Here is a 22,523-nt window from a genome sequence, read left to right on the forward strand (position 1 = left end):
CTCTATCTGGTTTATCTATAGAGGACCCATCTATACCACTCTCTGCTTTTTTATGCTATAGAAGGCTATTAAAGATCGCATCGATAGCACTTTGATATTCGACTTTTTTCGCGATAATTCCTGCCTTGGTTTTAAAAAAACGTGGTTTTTCTTCCTATTATTTATAAGTAAATTATATATTTCGGCCCAGATATATATTCTATAATAATGTTGCTTCTCAAAATAAATTTTACATCCTTATTAATGTTTTCGAACAAAAGCTACGGATGTCACCCACTGTTTTAACAATGAGTAGCCCTTCCGTAGCTATCATCATCTATTTATACACTTTACATCCATTTTTCCCCTTTTATCAATTGTCATGTATGTCTCGTTATCTCACTTATCATATCTGGCAACAGTTTTATTCTCCGTTTCTGCAAGCCAAATGGCATAGGCTAGGGGATTACGAACCGCCTCTTTATATAGTTCTGCTTTCCCCATTCCTAAGAAGATATCACGACCTGGTTTGGGATTAACCTCAATTAACCAGATATGACCAGATGTATCTATCCCGATATCTAAACCAAATTCCAACATACGTCCATACTTTTCTTCTAATTTCTTCACCGTATAATAAGCTAATTCATGACATTCATGTAAGATTTCCTTACCTCTCTCCTCACCAAATTTGTTGTTCATGAAACTGATAAAGTCAGTTGCTTTCCCACCGTTATGCAAATTAGAAGTAGCACTTTTCAACACTCCAACCCTTACACCTAACCCAGTAATACTCCATTTTCCTTGTTGATTTTTTTGAATTAATAAGCGCGTATCACTTGGTCGGTCTGGTAGTAATGCTAAATCAAGTCCTTGTTGAACCATAAAATAACCTTTGCGAATCTGTTCCTGATCAACCCAAAGATTGACACGTTCAACCAAAGCATCCCTAGATGTTACTTGCCATGTTTTATGCTGAACTTTCTTATTCCTGCCAACCAGCAAAAAGCCACCTTTTATTCTTGAAATTTTAAGAACACTACGTCCACCTGTACCGTTTCCCGGTTTTACATAAACAATCGGAAAATCCTCCATATAGGCATGCAAGGCTTTTTCTGAATAAATTTGTGTACGTGGCATCCATTTTCTCATTGTTTCGTCTTCCCATAGGTAATCTGTTATATTCCATTTGTTGGAAAACACGCTATTCGCATACAAAAAATGTTTTTGACGACGAAACGATAAATATCCTGGTTGTCTGGTTCGGCAACGATCTATTACTACGTCTGGCCATCCAAACCACTTACTACTCCAGCCTCCTTGTTTATCTGGTATATACCCTCTCACCCGTCGTTGCTTTACGAGCACATCACGATGGGAAAATAAAAATACCTTTACACCTAGTTCCTTTCCCTGACGGATCAGATTACGAAAGTATTTGGGCTCACTGAACTTTGTTCCTTCTCTCCATGTTAAGATTCCAATCAGTTTTCTGTTAGCCATTCTCATCATCCTTTTTCATCCTTGCTATCATTCAGATTATGAATAGGCTAACGCTCAAGTGAATAGAAACGTAAAAAACCTACCATTCTCCCTCAATAACTGGGTAAGGTAGGTTTTGTAGTATCAATTATTTGATCTGTCATTCATTTATCGATTAAGAAATATGTAAATCTCCGTGTAGGTGTCAAAGTACTGTAAGTTAAATGTTGCCTCTCCTGTTTTCCAATGGGCGGAATATGAAGAAGGAACCCCTGTCTCTTTACGTTGTTCACCATTCCCTAAAAACTGGGAAATTTGTTTGATTAAATCATGAACCTTGGTATTCTTTTCATATGTTAATGTAATTTGCATTACTTTGTTATCATCTATAATATATTGGGCTTTCGCTGGTTCAGTCCATTTAAACCAGGTTTCCTTGTATTCAATGGCCGAAAGGAACGTTCCGTCTGCATTGTCACCGTATTCTTTTTTGCCTTCCCCTTTTTCTGCAAACAATTGATCAATTGTCATACCAATAACTTTACTAGGATCAATTGGCATTACATCTTTTTCCCATGGTTTCTCTATACCCGCTTGTTTCTCAGTATGGGACTCCCCACTTTTACCAGGTTGAGCTTTCTCTTGCTTCTTCTCTAGGTTTGTAGTCTCATTCGATAACACTGATGGGTTCGTTAAGGTCGCATCACTACATCCAGTTACAAGTAAGAGGCTAAGGGTTACAAGCCCCATCCATTTATGATTTTTCATTCATCATCTTCTCTTTCTGTTATGATTAACACCCTTATCATAACTTTTACCTTGTAGTGAAGTCTTTACAAAAAGGTTACACCTTATTTTTTCCATTTGTTCAGAGTTGGTCTAAGTGTTGTACTCCTGCTTTTGCTAAGGCATCATACACCTGTTTTAGCTTTGGATTTCCTTCTCCGACAATTTCCCCGGAAATTACGACAAGTGGATACCATAAAGCTTCTTCTTCAATACGTTTTGCCCACAATTTATCTATTTCTGTCGTTGGTTGTAAGAAATCACAGTAACGTACAGCAAATTGTTCCTGTACAAATTTTCTCCCAGCTGCTGCTTCTAGCCAGACTGCTGTTTCCTTTGCTGAAGGCAGATTCACACAGCTTGCGCATAATTGTTCCGTTCCATATACCAAGATTTCTACTTTCATTTGAACCCCTCCGCTTCCCTGTTTGTCTTCATTATATGGTTTTTGATTACGATATGCGTAATGACAATCTTTCTGTATTTTATCTGATTGACTTAGAGAATACCATTAGTATGTAGCTATGGTTTGAATAAACTAGTTGGCTGACTTGGATGATTCGTAAATCTAAAGAAGCCAGCCCAAACATTTTTACGCTGTTTGGATTGGCTTCTCTAGTTTTATCCTTCACACCTATAGTTTTTTATACCAAGGCTTGTTCCAAATCCTCCAATAAATCCTCTACATCCTCAATTCCCACGGAAATGCGGATTAAACCATCTGTTATACCTAGCTCTGCACGTCGTTCAGCAGGAATCGAGGCATGCGTCATACGAGCAGGTAAACCGATTAAGCTTTCGACCGCTCCCAATGACTCAGCCAGGGTAAAATATTTCAATTTAGATAAAACTTCTTCTGCACGACTATTGCTACCTACATCAAAAGAAATCATGCCACCAAAACCACGTGCTTGTTTTTTCATTTGCTCATGCCCCGGATGGGAAGCAAGACCTGGATAAAGCACTCGGCTTATAGAAGCTTGTTCTTGCAACCAAAGAGCTAATTGATTAGCATTATTCTCTTGTTCTTCCATACGGATTCCCAATGTCTTGGCCCCACGTAACAATAGCCATGAATCTTGAGGACCTAGAATAGCCCCAATCGCATTTTGTAGGAAGTGAAGCTGTTCTCCTAATTCTGCTTCCTTAGTAACAACAACACCAGCTACCACGTCACTATGCCCACCTAAGTATTTGGTCGCACTATGGAAAACAATATCTGCACCCAGGTCTAATGGATTCTGCCAATAAGGGGTCATGAATGTGTTATCTACTACGAGTAGGACTCCTTTGGATTTCGCAATCTCAGCTACCGCTCTCACATCTGTTACGTTTAGTAAAGGGTTGGTAGGTGTTTCCATAATAATCATACGAGTATTAGGACGTAATGCTTTTTCAACAGCCGCAAGATCAGTCGTATCTACATAAGTGGCTTCCAAGCCCAATTTTGAGAAAACGCGTGTAATAACGCGATAAGTACCACCGTAGACATCATCTCCCACAACCAAATGATCGCCCTGATTGCATAAAGATAAAATGGTGGAAAGTGCTGCCATTCCCGAACCAAAGGCTAATCCACGTGCGCCACCTTCTAAATCAGCCATGTAGGTTTCTAATGCATGTCGAGTCGGGTTACCTGTGCGGGAATACTCAAAGCCTTTATGAACGCCAATTCCGTCCTGCTTGTAGGTACTTACCTGATAAATCGGTGTGGAAACTGCCCCTGTATGAATATCCCCTTCAATACCACCGTGAATTAACCGTGTTTTCATTCTCATGTTAGATACCTCCCTGATAAATTTGTTTCGATAGATAACGCTCACTACTATCTGCAAATAGTACAACAATATTCGTTCCTGGAGCTGATTTTTCTGCTTCCTTTAAAGCCGCATGCAAAGCTGCGCCTGCCGAGCTACCAGCCAGAATGCCTTCTTTACGTGCCAACTCTTTTACAAGAGAGAATGAATCCTCATCCCACACTGTATATATTTCATCAAAATAGGACGTATCCATAAAGTCTGGGATTAATTCCATACCGATGCCCTCTGTTTTATGGGGGCCAGATTCTCCTCCATTTAAGATGGAGCCTTCTGGTTCAACAATGACGGTCCTAATGGATGAACGCTGTTCCTTTAGATAACGCGCCACTCCCATAAAGGTACCACCTGATCCTGCACCAGCCACAAAGGTGTGAACCTGACCATCCATTTGATCCCAAATTTCGGGTCCTGTTGTTTTATAATGAGCCTCTGGGTTAGCCGGGTTGGCAAATTGCTGCGGCACAAATGCTCCTGGAATCGTCTCAGCTAATTCCTTTGCCTTAGCAATTGCCCCCTTAATCCCTAATTCCGTTGGCGTATTTACCACTTCAGCTCCCAAAGCACGCATGAGCTCTTGCTTCTCCATTGAAAACTTTTCAGGTACACAAAAGATCACGCGATAAGAAGTATTAACTGCGGCGAGCGCTACTCCTACTCCCGTGTTACCCGCTGTTGGTTCAATAATAGTCCCACCAGGTTGTAATAGGCCGCTTTCTTCTGCATTTCGTATTAATTCTACTCCGAGCCGATCTTTGACACTGCCCCCTGGATTAAAAGACTCCAATTTGGCAAACAGACGGACCCCCTCGGGTAAAGCAAATTGTGTCAGTTCAACAATAGGTGTATTTCCAATTAATTCCTTTATGTTGCGATAAACCTTCACGTAGATCTTCCTCCGATCCAATGTTTATATGCAGGAATGTATAAGTACAGCGAACGCCATTAGTATACCATGCTTTGAGCAAACTTTTTGCATTTATCTTAATATGATCCATCCATGACGGACTCACATACTATTTAGAAACAATTATCCATTTCTCCCCCTATTTTTGATAAAAGAATGATAATAAGTATAGAAACTCATGGATTTTCGTAAGTAGGGAGATTATAATAGAATGGAGTTGAAAAGGAGTGATTATACATGAAAGAACAAGTACAAGAAGTACTAGAAAAGCTTCGTCCGTACCTGCAACGCGATGGCGGTGACGTTGAGCTTGTTGACGTTGAAGATGGCATCGTAAAACTACGTTTGATGGGTGCTTGCGGTAGCTGCCCTTCTTCTACCATCACCCTAAAAGCCGGTATTGAACGTGCATTAGTTGAAGAAGTACCTGGTGTTGTAGAAGTTCAACAAGTATTCTAAGAATATTATACGATTGAAAGCATTCATGCGCATATGCCTTGAATGCTTTTTTTGTTTAAAACCAGATTAACATATAGGAAAAGTCCGAAATCTACTTACTCGGACTTTTTCCCACATATCGATCAAAAAAACCAAGTACTCGACCACAGTATGACGCTCTATCTTTAGCATAACAACGCACATGACCTGCTTCTTGTACCAGCCATAATTCTGCTTCGGGATGCACGGCTGCTTCATATAACTTTTCGCTTTCCTTGTAAGGAATAGTCTTATCCTCTCTACCATGAATCAGTAACAGCGGTCTGGAGCCGTATCGCTTGACCGCCTCAATAGGCTTCACCTGCTCTGGGCTTTCCTTCACCAGCATTGGCATCACTGTTAAAATAATAGAAGTAAACGGAAACGCAGGGAGTCTTGTCCACCTCGGCAAATTGTTAGAAAGATAATCAGGTAACGAAGAAAATGAACAATCTGCAACCACTGCGTTCACACGCTCATCATCTCCTGCAACCATCAGAGAGGTGGCTGCTCCCATAGAAAAGCCAATTAAACCGATACGATGATTTGGTTCGTGTTTTTTGACAAAATCAATTGCCCCTAACAGGTCCTTCTGTTCATGCAAGCCCACTGTGGATAGTATTCCTTCCGACTCCCCCGCACTGCGAAAATCAAACATCATCACGTCATAGCCAGCTTGCACAAAAGATTTAGCAAGCGTTAAAGCTGGCAAATGCGGCTCTAGGCGATTCTGACTGTAGCCATGCGCAAAAATAATCGTAGCATGCTTGAGCGGTTGTAACTTTTTCACTTCCTGTTTAGCCGTGTCTAATCCTTCATCAATTTGTTTCAAAAATGCTTCTCGGTGCTTATCAGAAGAAAAATACCAGCCTTTCATGTTCAACTGGTCACGACTTGGAAATGAAATGCAATCATATACAGGTAAACCGTTATCCTCTGGACGTATGGTGATAGGCTTACGGGGTGGATGCAGTAATTTTTGACCAACATACACACCAATCACCACTAGCAACACCATCACTAAGATGATAAAACAAAGCAGGAACATCAATAGATTTTGGCTCATACAGGAGTAATCGCTTTGTCCCCGCAGAGTACGGCTACTATGTTTTTGGAGACAAGCATCGCCATATTATCACGAGTTTCATATGTAGCACTACCGATGTGTGGGAGAGCGACTACATTTGGAAGTGATAAGAGAGGATGGTCTGTCGGAATCGGTTCCTGTTGAAAAACATCTAAACCCGCTGCCCAGATTATTTCCTGTTTTAAAGCTTGATAGAGGGCCTCTTCATCTACAGTAGCTCCACGTGAAGCATTAATAAAAACTGCTGTAGATTTCATCATGGCAAATTGCTCAGCTCCCATTAATCCTCTCGTTTCCTCCGTTAATGGGGTTAATAACACCACATAGTCAGATTCACGCAACAAATCAGCTAAAGAGCAATACGTAGCCCCATAGGCTTGTTCCGCCTCTATTTTTCTGCTCCGATTATGGTATAAAATACGCATGTCAAATCCATTCGCCCGCTTGGCAACCGCTTCGCCAATTCGTCCCATTCCAATAATTCCAATCGTTGCACCATGAATGCGCTGGCCCGCCATGAAATAAGGACTCCATGTTCTCCACTCTCCATTCATCAGTACCCTGTTTGCTTCTACAAAACGTCTACCAGCTGCCATTAACAGACCAAACGCCAGATCGGCAGTAGCATCCGTCAATACGTCTGGTGTATTTGTTACGACAATACCTCTCTCTTTGCAAGCCTCTAGATCAATACTGTCATAGCCAACTGCAAGCGTAGATACCACTTTTAAATGCGGGGCTGCATCTACTAGCTCTCGGTCAACCCGGTCGGACAGCATGACATATAAGCCGTCCGCCCGTTTTGCTTTTTCTAATAAAATATCGCGTGGTACAGGGTACTCTTGATCCCACACCTCAACAGTCGCTATACTCGCTAAAAGATTCAAAGCTTCGTCCGCTACTTTCCGTGTCACATACACAAATGGTTTTTTCGTCATCTTCTGGGAACCTCCATAGCCAATGTATTTCGGGAATTCCAACGCCGAAGTGCTGACGGATTGCTTCTGGATATTGTCCAAGTACCTGTTCCATTGTGGCAAGCTCTTCATCCAGTGGTGCCTGCCATTCATCCCCTGCCCTCTCACGATCCTCATCACCCATGAGACTATACAGCTCCACTGTTTTTAAAAAGCGTGAGGGATACAGCAACATAGCAAAAATAAAGGCAAACTCCTCTGGATAAAGCTGTGTCACAAATTGATAACCCGCTAGAAACTCCATTACTTTTTCCGCTTGCCATCCATGTTTGCGAACCATCCATTTAATGCCTTGCCCAATATCACGCGTACGCATATCCAGCACCCAGCTATATTGTCCCGCAATGTATCTTTTTCCACTTTCATGAAACAAAATATAACCCTCTTGAAAATTCTGAAAAGCAAGCTTGCCTTGTTTACTAAGATCATTCGTCAATTTCTTGTAACCATTACCATTCAGATAATCAATAGCGGTGTTAGCAGATACCTGCACATACGTAAACATCGTAAATAAATAAACCTCAAAAGGAGTAAATGCATCCGATTTTTCCAAACTATCGAGTAAGCTCTCATAGGTTTTGCACTTTTTTTCCCACATCTCAGGCCACGTGCCTAAAGAGCGATACGGTAAATACAGCTTATCCCATGAAAATGAACGCGTCGCCTGGTGGAATTCTGCAAGCGATTTGCCCAAATGAAAATAATGGCGTTCCCAGGTCGTCTCCCTCATGCCTTCTTGCAAATAGTACAAAACTTCTCCGTCTTTTACATGATACTTGTCATCATTTGCCTTGCAAACCGGTAGGACCTTCAAATCACAATTCTTATGGATCGTCTCGATTGCCTTCTCCAATAAAAACCCTTTTGCTCGATATGATGGTGGACAAGCATGGATGTAATGCAATCCCCGATCGGTATACAACATCTTGCGTCCATTCTCCTCTTTCCACTCTGCATCAATAAAAGAATACTCCTCACAAAACTTGCCTAATAATTCTTCCATTGCACAAACCTCCTGGCCCTGACTCTGTTTAAATAGCTTATGAAGCATCGTGGGCATAGGTGAGTGTATAGCTTTACTTAAAAGATAAATACTACCTTTATATTTGCTAGAAAGAGGCGATTTTTGTTGAATCAACAACATCCCATTTGGGGCGAACAAGTTTACGCAAAGGCACTTGAACTCTTGCAAGAGCGAGGAGTAAGACTTGAAGATATTGGAGAAATCGTGATGTTCCTCCAAGAAAAATATATTCCGAACCTACAGATGGGACAATGTCTGGAAAGCATACATGCCGTCTTACAAAAGCGTGAAGTACAGAACGCACTATTAACAGGCATTCAGTTAGATATACTAGCCGAACAGAACAAGCTGATATCCCCTTTACAAGAGATGCTGGCTACTGATGAATCTCTCTACGGAGTAGATGAGGTCATGTCGCTCGCAATTGTAAATCTGTACGGAAGTATCGGATTTACCAACTATGGCTACGCCGACAAAATTAAATACGGTGTGTTAGAGAAATTAAACGATAAAAAGAATGGTGTACATACCTTTTTAGACGATCTGGTAGGCGCAATCGCGGCAGCTGCATCCAGTAGATTGGCCCACCGCCGTCGTCATCAGGAAGAAGAAGAACTTAAAGCGCAGGGCGTATCTTATCCATCCAAGTAAGTAGACTTTGTTCTACATACGTAGGTGGTCCATCATGTTTATCTGCATCTTCCAGTGTAGAATACCCCGAAAGTACAAGTAGGGTGTCAATACCACTATTGATGCCCGCTTGGATATCTGTATGTAAGTTATCCCCCACAATGATGGTCTCCTCTGGCTTTGTTCCGAGCTTCTCCAATGCATATTGAATAATTATGGGTTCTGGCTTACCTATAATGATTGGACGCTGTGCTGATGCAGTCGCTACGGCAGCTACTAAGGCTCCATTTCCCGGCATCAAACCATGTTCAGTCGGTAGGGCAGGGTCTGCATTCGTGGCAATAAATGTGGCCCCATTACGTATGGCCCGCATGGCCGTTGCTACTTTTTCATAGGTAAGAGTACGGTCAATGCCAATGATAACATACGAAGGATTCTCTTCTGTAAAAGAATACCCTGCCTCCTCCATGGCTTTAAATAGCCCCTCTTCACCTAAAGCAAAATATGTTTTCTGTTGTACCTTTTGTTCAGACAAATATTTGGCTGTAGCCATGCTGGTCGTATATACCTGATCAGCTGTAGTAGGTAATCCCATATTGCTTAGTCGTTCTGCCACCTTTTCTGCGGTGGTCGATGAATTATTGGTAACATATAGATAGGGAGTTTTCGTTTCTTGAAGGTAATCAATGAAAGTTACAGCTTCGGGTATAACGCGATTCCCATGATAAATGGTGCCATCTAAATCAAGCAGGTATCCTTTATATGTTTTCATGTTGCCTCTCCCTTGCCTTAGAATATCTTTATTGTACTTGTTCGGTTTGGACATGACAAATCACATAGACACCTATAGCAAAACAAAAAACCACCCGCAGAATGAGTGGTTTGTTAGCTTTTATTCAGCCTTTGGTCTAATTTTATACAGGCATTTGTCTCCGCCTTTGGCCATACAAGAGGTTTGCTCCACCTCAGTGCCTAATACGCGTTTAAATAATGAGAGTTCACAGCTACATGCCTGATTAAACTGGCGAGCTACCTGAGAGATCGGACAGTTAAACTCTTTAATAAAATAGTCCCCTGTTTCCTCTTCTTGACCCCATTCCACCATGTAGCCCTTCTGATTTTGAATATCCGCTAATGCAGCTACCTTTTCTCCCAATTCGCCTTGAATATAGGGGCGATAAATTTCTTCGAGACGGTCTTCTCGTCTGCGAAACAGGGTTGCAACCTTGTCCGCTCCGTCTATATCAACTATATCCTGAAGGAAGTCTAGCGTAAGATCATGATAGTTACGCGGAAATAATTCATCCGCTTGTTGTGATAAGGAGTATACATTAGTCGGACGACCCATCGCCTGACGCACCAGCGAGGACTTGATCAGATTGTCACGCTCCAACGTGTTCAAATGACGACGTACTGCCATCTCCGTGATACCCAAATCCAACGCGATGTCGCTAACCGACAGGGAACCTTTAACTTTTAACATATGCAGAATTTGGTCACGTGTTGAAGTCTGTTCCTTTGACATAACAATCACCGTCCTTTCTCCTCCATTTTACAGCAAGGAATAACATTAGTAAACTAATGAAAGGTTTTTGTTTAAAAAATCTACTTTCGTTACTAGCCTTTTAGCCACGTCTGATACTCTAGAATAATTCCTTTTGAATGTATGCCCGAACAGCAGATGCAAATGTTGTCAAAACAGGTAGAGCCTCTCTAATCAACTCACTCATTTCCAACACAGATATTTCTGAATACGTAACAAGCGGTTTTCGGAATTCCATGATGCGGTGTAAAACAGTGGCTTGGTCGCTAGTAAGTACTGTTTCATCTCGTAGAATTTCAACGATATCTGTATAACTACCAGGATCGCGCATGATAAATCCATCTATGAGAGCATTTCCAACATCTGCAATCCCTTCTATACATATATGCAGAGCGCGTTCGATTGCCAACTGTTTGATCTGGTCACAAGCCAGTTCTTCATTAGAATAAGTCATATTTTGAGATAAGAGCGTAAGCATGCTCTCCATATAAGTAAGCACTTGGTCCACTTTTGCTGTGTTTACATCATACATGTTGTCTTCCTCCGCCCAATCATCTATTTTTTGCGTTTTTTAGAAGCAAGTTTTGCCCAAATCACGGTTCCAAAAAACGTGAATACCACCATCATTAATACAAGTAAGCTCATCCCAAGGTCTTCCGTCAACAAACTCACCTCGTTTCCTTGTCCCATTATAACAAAAATGCTGAATGAAATAACTTATCTAACAGATTTGAACGATTTCCGTACATTCACTTATCTATCCAATCTTTTCTTTCGCTTTTAATCAGGAGAACATCTGTTGTTTTTCTGATGTTGTGATAAAATGAAGTCGATAAATTCCTTTTTGGGAAAACGATAACAACGAATGTAACAGGGGGATCAGATGGAAAGAGAATTAGCGTTAGAAGTTGTTCGTGTGACAGAGGCAGCAGCACTCTCTTCTGCACGCTGGATGGGACGTGGCAAAAAAAATGAAGCGGATGATGCTGCAACATCAGCTATGCGCGCCGTATTTGAAACGATTTCCATTCGCGGTACGGTTGTCATCGGTGAAGGAGAACTCGATGAGGCACCTATGCTGTATATTGGTGAAAAACTAGGTAATAGGTCTGAAGATTCTCCCGAGGTTGACGTAGCCGTAGATCCATTGGAAGGAACAACCATTCTTGCTAAAGGTCACAATAACGCCATGGCTGTACTTGCCATTGGAGACCGTGGCACTATGTTACATGCACCAGATATGTACATGCAAAAAATGGTGGTAGGACCTGCTGCGGCTGGTTTAATCAATCTAGATGATTCGATTGAAAAAATGATAGAAACAGTTGCTAAAGCGAATCAAAAGCGCATTGAAGAAGTAACCGTAATCGTTCAAGAACGGGAGCGTCATCAAGAAATCATTGACTCCATTCTAGAAGCCGGAGCTCGTGTCAAACTGTTTGGAGATGGAGACGTGGGAGCTGCCATTGCTGCCTGTATGCCAGAAGAATCTGGAATTGATCTGTTTGTTGGTATTGGCGGTGCTCCTGAAGGTGTCATTAGTGCAGCAGCCATCAAATGCTTAGGCGGAGATATGCAAGCACGATTAAAACCACAAAGCGAAGAAGAACGGGAACGTTGCCGTCAAATGGGACTAGCTGACCCTGAGCAACTGCTGACAATTAATGACTTAGTATCTGGAGACGATGCTATTTTTGCCGCAACTGGAGTTTCAGACGGAGAACTATTGCAGGGGGTTAAGTTCCTAAGCAATAATATAGCTAAGACACATTCCCTAGTCATGAGAGCAAAAACTAGAACAGTTCGCTTTGTCGAGGCTAGACACAGTTTAGATCATAAACCAAACTTGGTATGGAAGTAGGGTAATCTTATGTCCCACGAGCCTTTTTATCTGTATGATGAAACGGAAGAGACTACTACTCGCTTTGTCAGCTTTATGGGCGAATCCACTCGTTTTGATCTGGCGATTATCAAAACAAGTCGTTTTTATGGAAAAAAATTAGTTGTCAATATTCAAAACGGTCGTAGCGCGATTATCGGAACAGATGATTTAGAGGAAGAAGGGTACATAGAGTATGCCTTTCAAATCACTGAATCGGAAGCGGAAGAACTAAAGGAGTTTTTAGTTCGAGTAATTGGTTAATCTTTACTGGGTCCTCTGCATTGCAGGGGGCTTTTTTCTTTGTCATTTGTGCCCATTTTACACATGGACATACGCCAAATGCCTATTTGCCCCGTATACTGCTCCCATAAATACAAAAACAGAAAATGTGAGGAGTGTACCGTCGATTATGGAAAGTCAATACGAAAGCCAGTCAATCCAACATGATTCTCTTCAACATCCTGAGGCAAGGGATCAGAATCATTATACAGGATATGTCGAAGGAAATGCCCCCTATCACACTGCTTATCCCAACTACTATACACCCGTTTACAATCCTTATACACCTTATTTAGCTCCTACGTATTCTCCGTATGAAATCGTTCCTGTACAAAGAGGCGGCCATGATGATCATGGTAGACACCATCCTCATCATGATAGTCATCATCACCACTTCCCTCACCATCATCATGGTGGTCATCGCCGCTACCACCCTTATTCCGGGACATTTCCACTGTTTTTTTATCCACCCTTTTCACCATATGACCCAGCCTTCCCTTACCCTCCGTTTATGTATCGTCGCACAGATGCTCCCATATATGGAGAAGATGGGTATGGATATGGGTATGAATCTGTGTAGCTAATCAAAAACACCTGACGAAAGCAGCTTTTGCTTTCATCAGGTGTTTCGTTGTTGTATCGTTATTTTTCATTTTGAATTGTTTTTTTCGTAGATGTGGCAGTTGGTTTGACACGTGGTCCTCTTGGCGTCTGATTGTTAACACGCTTCTCTTTGCTTCCTTGTTCGGCGCGAATTGCCTTCTGATTCCCTCGATCCTTCCCATCTTTTGCCTCTTTATTCGGACGATCCCGATCTGGTCGAGGAAAACGTGAGGGCTTATCATTCTTGTCCGATCGACGTTTAAAGGGACGTTCATAATTTCGAGGTCGGGTAGGAGCTTGGGTCGCTTGAGAAGATGATTCCTTATCCAGGCTTTCCGCATCAATCAGAGCTTGGTCTGTCTCGTCTCCTAGCTCAGATCCGTTCAGACGTTTCGTGCGCTTTAGAACAAAATAAGCACAGCCAAAATTGCAGTATTCCTGAAGATACTCATCTAATGCAGCAATTTTGTGCTCAAAAGGCACTTTACGATTCGTATTCTCAAAGAATCCACGTAAACGAAGCTGGCCATAGCCCCAGTCACCAACGATGTAATCGTATTTATCCAATACATCGCTGTAGCGTTCCTTACAGACTTCCAGATTCCAGCCATCACGATTTTCTTCCATTAATTCATAAACACCTGCTTGCAAGCGAATCAAGAGTACTTCCTCCTCTTCTTAAACCTCAGAACATGAACATCTTCTCCAATCTTACCACATTTTTTACGGAAAAACATATCCTCTAAAGGGCAACCTATTCTCAGGAGGTGTCCATCCATGCAAAAGAAATGGATTTTTGCTACTGTAGCCAGCTTAGCATTGCTTACATCTGCTTGTGGAAACATCTCTGGTAACGGAACAGCCCAGACGAAATCCTATACCAACTCTTCTCATATGAATCGTATGGATTACCGTACAAGCACATATGGCCATGATTATGGTTTTGGTTATCGTAACAATTCTGGGCGACCAACCTTCTTCTATGGTAGTGAGCCTAATTACAATGATTACCTAAAAGATGGGACAACTTCTGCTTATCGAACAACCTCTTATGGAACTACTACTCCTAGCTCTATGTATAACGCAAATCCGTACAGCAAGAGTGGTTATCCCTATTCTGGTCGTTCTTTAACCAAAGGAGCCAGCCTATATTCCAATGAAAGCTATGGACAAAGCTATCGCATGAACGGTGTAGGCACCTACAACGCATATGGCAACTCAAACAGTACGCATTCTTATCCGTATTACAATGCAATGAATGGCACAGGTACTCCGAGTATTTATAGTACCTATAACACCTCCTATGGCCAAAATGCAAATACAACAGGATATGCTGTTGTACAACGTAATCAATTACGCGGGTATGAAAAAACATCTCGCGTCTATATTGACCGTGATGCATTGGCACAAGCAGTAGGACAAGTGGTTTCTAGTGTTCCAGGGATTGAAAATGCTACTGTCTTAGTAACGGATGAAGAGATTTTTGTTGGTGTGAAAGTATCCGATAAAGATACTCGCTCCGCTACAGTAAAAGCTCGTAATAGCGCCTTGTCTATTGCACCACGTTATTACAAGGTCTATTTAACCAACGATCCAAAGATGTCCAAGGAATTGTCTCATGTCGCGAGTGCCTCTACAAAAACAGTAAGCACTCATAGCACCAATGGGACTGCTCATTCCCAGACGGTAGATCACCTTGTTAAAAGCTTTGGTGGAATGACCGATTACGAAAAAACAAAAAGCATGATGAACAAGACACAAAGTAAGACACGCTAAGAGACAACAAAGCACCCTTTGCCAGCGAAGCCTCTGGTATAAGGGTGCTTTTCCATTATAATAATGAACTTATTATGCGTTTGTAGTAGACGCATGCTTGAATTTCTTATCCGTTATCTATTAAGCGTTAGCGGCTGCAATGGTATCTTTTGCTGCATTGGCTTGTTCGTGTGCATGATAAGAACTTCGCACCAACGGACCTGATTCTACGTGACTAAATCCACGCTTCATTCCTTCTTCTTTCATCATGCGGAATTCGTCTGGATGGTAGTACTTAGATACAGCGATATGTTTTTTCGTTGGTTGTAGGTATTGCCCAATGGTCATGATATTCACGTCAACTGCACGCAAGTCATCCATTGTTTCTATAATATCTTCAATCTCCTCACCTACACCAATCATCAAGCTTGATTTGGTTGGAATAGTTGGTTGCATCTCTTTTGCACGACGCAATAACTCTAGAGTACGATCATATTTAGCACGTGCCCGTACACGGTCAGATAAGCGGCGTACCGCTTCAATGTTATGATTCAATACATCAGGGCGCGCATCCATAACCAATTTCAAGGCATCCCAGTTCCCCATAAAGTCAGGGATAAGGACTTCGATCGTAGCAAGAGGAAGTCGAGTACGAATAGCCTTGATCGTAGCTGCAAAGATACTTGCTCCTCCATCTGCTAAATCATCACGCGCTACAGAAGTAACAACGACATGCTTTAAGCCCATTTGTTCAGCTGCTTCTGCTACGCGTTCTGGTTCTGCCAGATCCAACTCGGTTGGTAGACCTGTTTTAATTGCACAGAAACGACAAGCACGTGTGCAGATATCGCCTAAAATCATAAAAGTGGCGGTTCGATTCACCCAGCATTCATGTATGTTGGGACATTTTGCTTCCTCGCAAACCGTATGCAGGGTTCTCCCACGCATCATTTGCTTAATTTCACGGAAGTTGTCCAAATCTTGTCCAGATGCGAGATTTATTTTTAACCAATCTGGTTTGCGTTGTGCCATCTACCGTCACACTCCTAACATTTTTCAGTGTCTCAATTATAATTAGAATGATTATTATCTGCAACCTATTAGGTGTTACTGTTTGCTACTTTATTGTACCAGTTATGAAGCCGATGACGCGGATGATTTTTTAATTGTTCACCTAATAATAACATTTCTCTCTGTTGACAAGAAAATAAAAAAATCTGATGAGTCTCAGCTAAAGCAAGTAGGTACGCTACTGTGCTCTGCAAACGACGTTCATCATAATGCACAAAATGATCATCTAAAAAGATCGGAAGCGGCTCTTTGGCCTTACTAATTTGCAAAATAAAAGCTATTCGTTGGGCAAAATAGAGTTGATCTTGCATGCCATTGGAAAGTTTTTCCTGGTCAATAACTCGATGTAATTCAGGTTCGATCACTTTCATCGAAAATTGATTGATGGGATCAATTCGCACATCTTGGTATCGTCCCTCTGTCACATGACTCGTCACTTCTGAAGCAATCTGGCTAATGTCTGGGGAGATTTCCCTATGCCATTCCCTCATAGCTTCTTGAAGAGTGTCACGAGCGATCTGCAAACTATCTCGTCGTAATTGTACCTCTTCTACTGCCATCTCAGCCTCATCAAAGGCTGTTTTAGCTCTAGCCCATGAGCTTTGATCACGCTGTCCAATCTCTCCTCTGGCCCTAGCTATACGCTCTCTCAGAAGAACAAGTTGTTGTTCCAACTCCTTGGCTTCCTGCAAGCTTGTAGCCTGCTCGTGCTCCTTTATCTCTTTGGTTATCAACATCGCCTCTCGTATTTTTTCTGCCCAATTCAACAGAAGCGTTTGCCGTTGTTGTTCTTGTCTCTCCATATATGATGACTGTTCTACTCGTAATCTTTCCGCATGTAATTCTTCCTCTAATCGCTCAATCTCTTGTAATTGTCCTTGATTCGCGGTTAATACATGAATCTTTACTAATAAGGATTCCCGTTTATCGGTAAATTCTTCCCAATTATCTACCTGATAAACAGAAAAAATAGTAGTGAGAGTAGTAATCTGCTTTTGCTCCTGCTCAATCAGTTGCAGTAGAGCCTGTTCAGAGTGATCGAATTGCTGCTGAAGCCCTCTAATTTCTGATGGTATCTTACTTAATGAGGAAGCCTGTTCGTCTATATCTTGCGAAATATCCTCTATCTCGCGTCTACAATGCTGTAATCTGACATATTTCTCCCGTAATGTGCGAACTTGTTCTCCTGATTGAATATCCATCAGGGTAAGCCATTGCTGGACAGCCTCAGGAATTTGCAAAACTTGCGAATTCCCCAAACTATTATCAATGACTTTGAACTTATAAAGTAAATAAGAAGTCATACCAAGTAATCCAGAAAAGAGGGCTATTCCTGCACCGATCTTCCCTATATCCCAGCGCTGTTCGATTACCATCCAGATACTCCAGATAGCAGTAACGATTGCTATCTCACCACCTACCCAGACGAGAAGTGGCATTTTGGTTTTTGTTCGTGCTGTCTGTTGTTTTGACCTTTCTAGCTGTTGCTTTCGATGTTTGGCACGACGGCTACTCACTGAAACAAAAAGTTCTACTTCATCCAGCTTATTTTGTCGAAGATAGTTCTCCGCTTGTATAGCCATTAATTCATCATAATAAGCCAGTTGGGGTGATTGTTGTAGAAGCTGGATTTGTTCCTCACTTTTGTCATGAATACTTATCTTTTTTTGTAACGTAGCTTTCAACTGAGCCAACAAATTCTCCTGCTGATATCGTTGATGGCGTAAATCTTCTAGATGCTTATACATGGTACGCGCTAATTGGTAATCACGGTTCAATTGCTCTACATCTTCCTGTGCTAATTCGTCGCGTTTCACCCATTCTGCGGGTTTATCTACCGCTTCCTCTGGCTCTCCTTTTGCTCCCGTTTCAATCCGATTACTCTCATATGCATCAACTCCATCTGCATTCACCTTCTCTTGGTCTACCATCTTCTCTTGCTCTAGCTCAGCGAGTTGTTGTTGCGTGGATCGATGACACTCGATAAGCTCTGGCGTCCCATTGTATAAAGAAGGCAGTGTTTCAGTAGAGTCTGTTAACCAACGAATCAATTGAGAGCTATGCATAGTCTGATAAGTGTATGCCCACCACTCCTGCCAGATTTCCATAAAATGTTGATGATAGGCCAATCGCTTGGATAGTGTGTCATATCGTGCCTGTATTAGCTCTTCTTCCTTTTGCCAATCGATCACAGATTGGTGAAGATGCTTGTTTGTATGCCAGATTTCTTCCGCTTGTTGCAGAGCCTGATTGGCTTGCTGCCATTGACGGTTAACTTTGCCCCATAGTGTACTTTCAGCATTCTCTTTTTTCCCGATAGCACTATACTCTTGTTCTAATGTAGCTAAAACACCTTGTACTGCAGGGTCCACTTCACCTTGTTGTGCGAGATTTGGTAGTAAATGTTCCGCTGCCTGCAACCCTTCTCGTTTTATCCAAGTAATATCGGTAAATAAACTACGGTTAAGTCCGAGATGCTTCTCGATAACGTTGTATTCCCGACGCCTATCCTCTTTATATAAAGCCAAAGCCTCTGTTAATTCTGGCTCTAGATAAAGCTTCATTTGCTCACGCTCTTTATCTAGAATTCGATGTAAACGGAAGTGTTGATCTGCTAATGTATACCGCACGATCGTTTCATAAGAGGTCTGATGCCAAGGATAGTAACGGTCATATTCCTCTAAATAGCGGGAAACTTTAATAAAATCTTTTTTCATTCCATACAAACTAGCCACAAGTGCTTGTAGTAAGGTAGACTTTCCAGCCTCATTTGGGGCATAAAATAAGTTTAGACCTGGTGCAAAGGTAAAGGCTTGCTCCTGCCATTTACCAAAACCTTTAATATGTATATCATGGATGATCAACGAAACACACCTCCTATCCGCTGTAAGGCTTCTCGTTTCGCCAATTGGATTACCGCCTTCTCCCGTTCATCTGTTGTAGCCTGTTCTAAATCATTTAGCTTTTCCAACCATTTCCCAAAAACGCCACCTTTTTCTCTCACTTGCTGTTCATCTATGTCTGGATATGTCAGGTCTGTAAATTGAATAAAGAAATAGTCCTTGCACCGTGCCTTTATTATCTCTAAGGGTACATGCAGGTGACTGGCTCGCTCTCCTGCAAATGTCACATGGAGCAGGTAATCCTTATTTTCTTGAGAGAGTTCCCTCTCCACTCGCTCAACAATTGTATCCACTGTCTCTAATCCTTTAAGTGAAATAGTCATCTTTTTGATGATTCGACTTTCCACAGAAATAGGTTCTATCGTTACCACACCTGTATCAGAAATAGTTCCAAAGATGGCATACCGCTCTCCACTTTCCTTGATTGAAAGTCCTTCGGGTGAACCTGGATATGCTGCCAGCACTTGTTTGGTCTGGGGATGTAAAAATTGCATCGGTTTATGAATATGTCCAAGTGCCACATAGTTTACTCCTGTATCGGCGAGTCCTCCGATTGTCATCGGGGCATAGACAGAATGATCCATATGTTCTCCCGTAACCACGGAACCGTGAATGACCATCAGATGAAAGCGATAATCAGGTAACTTTCCAGGAAAGGTATCTAAAGGTGACGTGGTAACGTGGGCTTGTGGGAAACCCCATCCATACAGTACGCACGATTTCTCTGGATACTCATATACACCCCATTCATCTGTGAAAATATGAACATGTGCAGGCCACTCCATTGTCTGATAAAATGAACCTTCCTGCCAAGGATCGTGATTGCCTGGTGAGATGAATATAGGAATAGGAGCCATACTTTCAAACAGTTCTCGCAAAAATAATGCAGTGGCTCTCGTACCTCCATGATATTCTAATAAGTCCCCAGCAATTAGCCAAAAATCAACTTGCTTTTCTATCACTACATCACGCATTCGTCGCATGGTACGCCGAAAGTCATCCTGTCTTACTTCATAAATGGAAGATAAGTTCGTTAAAGGTGCATCCAGATGGACATCAGCAGTATGAATAAATCTGATCATATTCGCCCCTCCCGTCTATGGCTAATTTCTTCACTTTCCCACTATGTTCCTGCTTATATTACGAACATATCTTCCCTTCCGAATAAAAATACAAAAAGCACGCTTATAAGCGCGCCTTAGCCATCATCATTGCCTTTTGGTAGATTTTGCGTAACGGAGTATCATGTTCTTCCGCCAGCTTCGAGCAAATTTCAAAATCAGGAGCAATCTGGACACAATCTCCGTGATAAAAGCCTAACTTTACTTTCACTTCTCCCCATCTTGTTTTCACATCCAGTACTTGTTCGGTTAAACGGTGGCATGTAACGGGAAAATAGCGAATACCAAACGTTGTCGTCTCCTGAAACATGATACTTTTCATTATCTCCTGTTGGCTTTCATAACACATCACTTGCAACATCAGGCCCGGACGATTCTTCTTCATGGTAATCGTCATATAAGAAACGTCTTTGGCTCCAGCTGCATATAGGCTTTGCATGGTATATCCCAACCATTCTTGAGGCGTATCCTCCAGATTCGCTTGTAAGAGAATCATGGCCTGATTTTTATAGGAATTAGTTTTATTACGCCTGCTGCTGTCACCAGTTGATTTCACGCCTTCATCCATAGGGCTAATTAAAGCTATATATAAGCCTTTTCCACTCCACACCCTCTGCATCCTACCAGATGGTGGATTTGCTACAGAGAGTGCCCCCACCATTTGTAACCACCTAAGAAATTGTGGGCTACACGCTTCCCCGTCCTCTTTCCTTTGCCATTTTTTAATGTAATGACCTATTGCCAGCTTAAGCAATGTGCCATTCATCTGATCATCTTCGGGAAGGATCAAATGGCTCACCATGACTTGGCAATCTTCTGGAATTCCTATTTCTACTAGAGCATTCCAAGCATCTGTTTCCTTTATATCCCAATCACTTGTGTCAATCGATGAAACGAGCAATTTTGAAAAAGGCAGATTCTCATTTGCTTGCAGTTGCTGCCAGAGTGGTACTAGCGACGCTAGTTGATACGCTCCTTCGCCTCCGATATAAATGTAATGTCGGCTCATACTAAAACGCCTCCTTTCCCCTCACCATTTATCATAAAAGTCATTTTGACCACTCGTAACCATTACCAAAATTTATAAGCATAAATCATAATCGTATCGGTCATTCTATCATAAGGAGACTAATGGCTGGAGGGAGACGTATGCGTTTTCTACGCCTTTATTCATGTTGGATCATAGCTATTATCCTTATGGTTCCATCTCAAGGATTAGCAGCATCTATACCGACTAAGGCACCAATAACTTCCCCTGCTAAGTCAGAGTGGGATGAACGTATGGAATTATTTATTGAATACGAAGCATTATATGGAATCCCATGGAAGTATTTAGCTGCTATTGATCAGTACGAACGAACCATCAAAAAGAAACGAAAAAACAGTGAAGCAGAGTCTGAGAAAAAACGGCTCACCGCAATCAAGGTACCCACTGAATTATGGTGTGGCGTTTTTAATCCTGATTCCGAAGATCATAATTTGATTTCGATTACTTTCTTTCATGGGATCGGTTTAGATGGTTCTGGTGATGGTGTAGCTGATCAAGAAAATGACCGAGACGTATTAACTAGTCTTGTTCGTTTCCTAGGTACCTATGGCTATACCTCCGATGATTTCAAGATTGGTCTATGGAACTATTATAAGCGCGACTCGGCGGTAAGAACCATCATGCAGTTCTCACGGATCTATGAGAAATACCAAACACTTGAATTGCATGAACATGCTTTTCCTATCCCCAAACGTTTCTCTTATAGTTATCGGAGTACGTGGGGAGACCCGCGTGGCTGGGGGGGACGCCGCATTCATGAAGGCGTTGATATTTTTGCCGGATACTCTACACCGGTTATGAGTACTGGATATGGAGTCGTTGAGGTATTAGGCTGGAACCGCTATGGTGGTTGGCGTGTAGGTATTCGGGACATCGACAATATTTATCATTATTTTGCTCACTTGTCCTCCTTTAAGAAGGGTTTAAAAGAGGGTGATATTGTCGTCCCTGGCGAAGTAATCGGCTATGTTGGCAGTTCTGGTTATGGTAAGCCTGGTACCTCAGGTAAATTCCCACCCCACCTTCATTATGGAACGTATCGGGACAATGGAAATAATGAATGGGCATTTGATCCCTACCCGCTATTAAAGCGTTGGGAAATGCAGAAAAAACAGCCAAAACCTATTTACAAATAACCCTTGTTAAAATCCT

General features: G+C 41.9%; 22 protein-coding genes and 1 pseudogene. 7 read left to right on the top strand and 16 right to left on the bottom strand.

Translation table 11 applies throughout. The annotated features are described in order from the left end of the window. Positions 1–378 precede the first annotated feature (378 nt). The 5 genes from EEL30_02120 to cysK form a co-directional block, all read right to left on the bottom strand. Positions 379–1,482, bottom strand: a complete 1,104-nt coding sequence (locus tag EEL30_02120) for a YheC/YheD family protein (GenBank protein QDX95644.1) — start codon at positions 1,480–1,482, stop codon at positions 379–381. Positions 1,483–1,629: 147 nt separating this feature from the next. Next, entirely contained in the window at positions 1,630–2,229 is a 600-nt protein-coding gene (locus EEL30_02125; GenBank protein QDX91280.1) for a hypothetical protein, read from the bottom strand. Positions 2,230–2,329: 100 nt separating this feature from the next. Continuing rightward, on the bottom strand, positions 2,330–2,653 hold the full coding sequence (locus tag EEL30_02130; GenBank protein QDX91281.1) for a DUF1462 family protein: 324 nt from the start codon (positions 2,651–2,653) through the stop codon (positions 2,330–2,332). 238 nt (positions 2,654–2,891) lie between these two features. Further along, positions 2,892–4,025 carry a bifunctional cystathionine gamma-lyase/homocysteine desulfhydrase gene (locus EEL30_02135; GenBank protein QDX91282.1) on the bottom strand — a complete coding sequence of 378 codons (1,134 nt, stop codon included), beginning with the start codon at positions 4,023–4,025 and terminating at the stop codon, positions 2,892–2,894. A 1-nt stretch (position 4,026) separates the two neighbouring features. After that, positions 4,027–4,950, bottom strand: coding sequence for a cysteine synthase A (gene cysK / locus EEL30_02140; GenBank protein ID QDX91283.1), 924 nt, complete (start codon positions 4,948–4,950; stop codon positions 4,027–4,029). A gap of 258 nt (positions 4,951–5,208) precedes the next feature. Here cysK and EEL30_02145 point away from each other — a divergent pair, with 258 nt between their 5' ends. Next, positions 5,209–5,430, top strand: a complete 222-nt coding sequence (locus EEL30_02145; GenBank protein QDX91284.1) for a NifU family protein — start codon at positions 5,209–5,211, stop codon at positions 5,428–5,430. 91 nt (positions 5,431–5,521) lie between these two features. Here the strand turns inward: EEL30_02145 and EEL30_02150 are convergent, their stop codons facing one another. Genes EEL30_02150 through EEL30_02160 form a run of 3 tightly spaced genes read right to left on the bottom strand, consistent with a single transcriptional unit; the run spans position 5,522 to position 8,515 of the window. Continuing rightward, on the bottom strand, positions 5,522–6,514 hold the full coding sequence (locus EEL30_02150; GenBank protein QDX91285.1) for an alpha/beta fold hydrolase: 993 nt from the start codon (positions 6,512–6,514) through the stop codon (positions 5,522–5,524). Beyond that, positions 6,511–7,473, bottom strand: a complete 963-nt coding sequence (locus tag EEL30_02155) for a D-glycerate dehydrogenase (GenBank protein QDX91286.1) — start codon at positions 7,471–7,473, stop codon at positions 6,511–6,513. Before EEL30_02155 ends, EEL30_02150 begins: the two co-directional genes overlap by 4 nt. After that, positions 7,391–8,515 carry a hypothetical protein gene (locus EEL30_02160; protein QDX91287.1) on the bottom strand — a complete coding sequence of 375 codons (1,125 nt, stop codon included), beginning with the start codon at positions 8,513–8,515 and terminating at the stop codon, positions 7,391–7,393. Before EEL30_02160 ends, EEL30_02155 begins: the two co-directional genes overlap by 83 nt. Before the next feature lie 123 nt (positions 8,516–8,638). Here EEL30_02160 and EEL30_02165 point away from each other — a divergent pair, with 123 nt between their 5' ends. Beyond that, a complete protein-coding gene (locus tag EEL30_02165; protein QDX91288.1) occupies positions 8,639–9,187 on the top strand; it encodes a phosphatidylglycerophosphatase A in 549 nt (182 codons plus the stop codon). Here EEL30_02165 and EEL30_02170 read toward each other — a convergent pair. The 3 genes from EEL30_02170 to EEL30_02180 form a co-directional block, all read right to left on the bottom strand. Next, the gene (locus tag EEL30_02170; protein QDX91289.1) at positions 9,153–9,938 is read right to left on the bottom strand and encodes a TIGR01457 family HAD-type hydrolase; all 786 of its coding nucleotides are present in this window, start codon (positions 9,936–9,938) and stop codon (positions 9,153–9,155) included. The two genes, EEL30_02165 and EEL30_02170, sit on opposite strands and share 35 nt — an antisense overlap. A 120-nt stretch (positions 9,939–10,058) precedes the next feature. Continuing rightward, positions 10,059–10,691, bottom strand: a complete 633-nt coding sequence (locus EEL30_02175) for a transcriptional regulator (protein QDX95645.1) — start codon at positions 10,689–10,691, stop codon at positions 10,059–10,061. Positions 10,692–10,809: 118 nt separating this feature from the next. Next, entirely contained in the window at positions 10,810–11,241 is a 432-nt protein-coding gene (locus EEL30_02180; protein ID QDX91290.1) for a DUF86 domain-containing protein, read from the bottom strand. A gap of 351 nt (positions 11,242–11,592) precedes the next feature. Between EEL30_02180 and glpX the strand changes: the two genes are divergently transcribed. From glpX to EEL30_02195, 3 genes and pseudogenes are all read left to right on the top strand, one after another. Beyond that, positions 11,593–12,570: a class II fructose-bisphosphatase gene (gene glpX, locus EEL30_02185; protein QDX91291.1), complete on the top strand. Its 978-nt coding sequence runs from the start codon at positions 11,593–11,595 to the stop codon at positions 12,568–12,570. Between the two features lie 9 nt (positions 12,571–12,579). Next, the gene (locus EEL30_02190) at positions 12,580–12,852 is read left to right on the top strand and encodes a DUF3055 domain-containing protein (GenBank protein QDX91292.1); all 273 of its coding nucleotides are present in this window, start codon (positions 12,580–12,582) and stop codon (positions 12,850–12,852) included. Positions 12,853–13,117: 265 nt separating this feature from the next. Further along, positions 13,118–13,309: pseudogene (locus tag EEL30_02195) on the top strand (hypothetical protein). 203 nt (positions 13,310–13,512) lie between these two features. On the opposite strand, the gene EEL30_02200 reads toward EEL30_02195, so the two are convergent. Further along, a complete protein-coding gene (locus EEL30_02200; protein QDX91293.1) occupies positions 13,513–14,133 on the bottom strand; it encodes a DUF1027 domain-containing protein in 621 nt (206 codons plus the stop codon). A 117-nt stretch (positions 14,134–14,250) separates the two neighbouring features. On the opposite strand from EEL30_02200, the gene EEL30_02205 reads away from it, so the two are divergent. Continuing rightward, positions 14,251–15,249, top strand: coding sequence for a sporulation protein (locus tag EEL30_02205; protein ID QDX91294.1), 999 nt, complete (start codon positions 14,251–14,253; stop codon positions 15,247–15,249). Positions 15,250–15,369: 120 nt separating this feature from the next. On the opposite strand, the gene lipA is transcribed toward EEL30_02205, so the two are convergent. The 4 genes from lipA to EEL30_02225 form a co-directional block, all read right to left on the bottom strand. Next, positions 15,370–16,260, bottom strand: a complete 891-nt coding sequence (lipA, locus tag EEL30_02210; protein QDX91295.1) for a lipoyl synthase — start codon at positions 16,258–16,260, stop codon at positions 15,370–15,372. 68 nt (positions 16,261–16,328) lie between these two features. Further along, positions 16,329–19,163 carry a hypothetical protein gene (locus EEL30_02215; GenBank protein QDX91296.1) on the bottom strand — a complete coding sequence of 945 codons (2,835 nt, stop codon included), beginning with the start codon at positions 19,161–19,163 and terminating at the stop codon, positions 16,329–16,331. Beyond that, positions 19,160–20,284 carry a DNA repair exonuclease gene (locus EEL30_02220; protein ID QDX91297.1) on the bottom strand — a complete coding sequence of 375 codons (1,125 nt, stop codon included), beginning with the start codon at positions 20,282–20,284 and terminating at the stop codon, positions 19,160–19,162. Before EEL30_02220 ends, EEL30_02215 begins: the two co-directional genes overlap by 4 nt. Before the next feature lie 103 nt (positions 20,285–20,387). Beyond that, positions 20,388–21,332, bottom strand: a complete 945-nt coding sequence (locus tag EEL30_02225) for a DUF111 family protein (GenBank protein QDX91298.1) — start codon at positions 21,330–21,332, stop codon at positions 20,388–20,390. Positions 21,333–21,472: 140 nt separating this feature from the next. On the opposite strand from EEL30_02225, the gene EEL30_02230 reads away from it, so the two are divergent. Beyond that, positions 21,473–22,507: a M23 family metallopeptidase gene (locus EEL30_02230; protein ID QDX91299.1), complete on the top strand. Its 1,035-nt coding sequence runs from the start codon at positions 21,473–21,475 to the stop codon at positions 22,505–22,507. Positions 22,508–22,523: the final 16 nt, after the last annotated feature.

The organism is Brevibacillus laterosporus, from assembly GCA_007833815.1.
GTDB classification, from domain to species: Bacteria; Bacillota; Bacilli; order Brevibacillales; family Brevibacillaceae; genus Brevibacillus_B; species Brevibacillus_B laterosporus_D.

What these genes read in the sequence shown, in the direction of transcription:
- EEL30_02120 (QDX95644.1), bottom strand. Translation starts at nt 1,482, where the DNA reads ATGGCTAACAGAAAACTGATTGGAATCTTAACATGGAGAGAAGGAACA.
- EEL30_02125 (QDX91280.1), bottom strand. Translation starts at nt 2,229, where the DNA reads ATGAAAAATCATAAATGGATGGGGCTTGTAACCCTTAGCCTCTTACTT.
- EEL30_02130 (QDX91281.1), bottom strand. Translation starts at nt 2,653, where the DNA reads ATGAAAGTAGAAATCTTGGTATATGGAACGGAACAATTATGCGCAAGC.
- EEL30_02135 (QDX91282.1), bottom strand. Translation starts at nt 4,025, where the DNA reads ATGAGAATGAAAACACGGTTAATTCACGGTGGTATTGAAGGGGATATT.
- EEL30_02145 (QDX91284.1), top strand. Translation starts at nt 5,209, where the DNA reads ATGAAAGAACAAGTACAAGAAGTACTAGAAAAGCTTCGTCCGTACCTG.
- EEL30_02150 (QDX91285.1), bottom strand. Translation starts at nt 6,514, where the DNA reads ATGAGCCAAAATCTATTGATGTTCCTGCTTTGTTTTATCATCTTAGTG.
- EEL30_02155 (QDX91286.1), bottom strand. Translation starts at nt 7,473, where the DNA reads ATGACGAAAAAACCATTTGTGTATGTGACACGGAAAGTAGCGGACGAA.
- EEL30_02160 (QDX91287.1), bottom strand. Translation starts at nt 8,515, where the DNA reads ATGGAAGAATTATTAGGCAAGTTTTGTGAGGAGTATTCTTTTATTGAT.
- EEL30_02170 (QDX91289.1), bottom strand. Translation starts at nt 9,938, where the DNA reads ATGAAAACATATAAAGGATACCTGCTTGATTTAGATGGCACCATTTAT.
- EEL30_02175 (QDX95645.1), bottom strand. Translation starts at nt 10,691, where the DNA reads ATGTCAAAGGAACAGACTTCAACACGTGACCAAATTCTGCATATGTTA.
- EEL30_02180 (QDX91290.1), bottom strand. Translation starts at nt 11,241, where the DNA reads ATGTATGATGTAAACACAGCAAAAGTGGACCAAGTGCTTACTTATATG.
- glpX (QDX91291.1), top strand. Translation starts at nt 11,593, where the DNA reads ATGGAAAGAGAATTAGCGTTAGAAGTTGTTCGTGTGACAGAGGCAGCA.
- EEL30_02190 (QDX91292.1), top strand. Translation starts at nt 12,580, where the DNA reads ATGTCCCACGAGCCTTTTTATCTGTATGATGAAACGGAAGAGACTACT.
- EEL30_02205 (QDX91294.1), top strand. Translation starts at nt 14,251, where the DNA reads ATGCAAAAGAAATGGATTTTTGCTACTGTAGCCAGCTTAGCATTGCTT.
- lipA (QDX91295.1), bottom strand. Translation starts at nt 16,260, where the DNA reads ATGGCACAACGCAAACCAGATTGGTTAAAAATAAATCTCGCATCTGGA.
- EEL30_02220 (QDX91297.1), bottom strand. Translation starts at nt 20,284, where the DNA reads ATGATCAGATTTATTCATACTGCTGATGTCCATCTGGATGCACCTTTA.
- EEL30_02225 (QDX91298.1), bottom strand. Translation starts at nt 21,332, where the DNA reads ATGAGCCGACATTACATTTATATCGGAGGCGAAGGAGCGTATCAACTA.
- EEL30_02230 (QDX91299.1), top strand. Translation starts at nt 21,473, where the DNA reads ATGCGTTTTCTACGCCTTTATTCATGTTGGATCATAGCTATTATCCTT.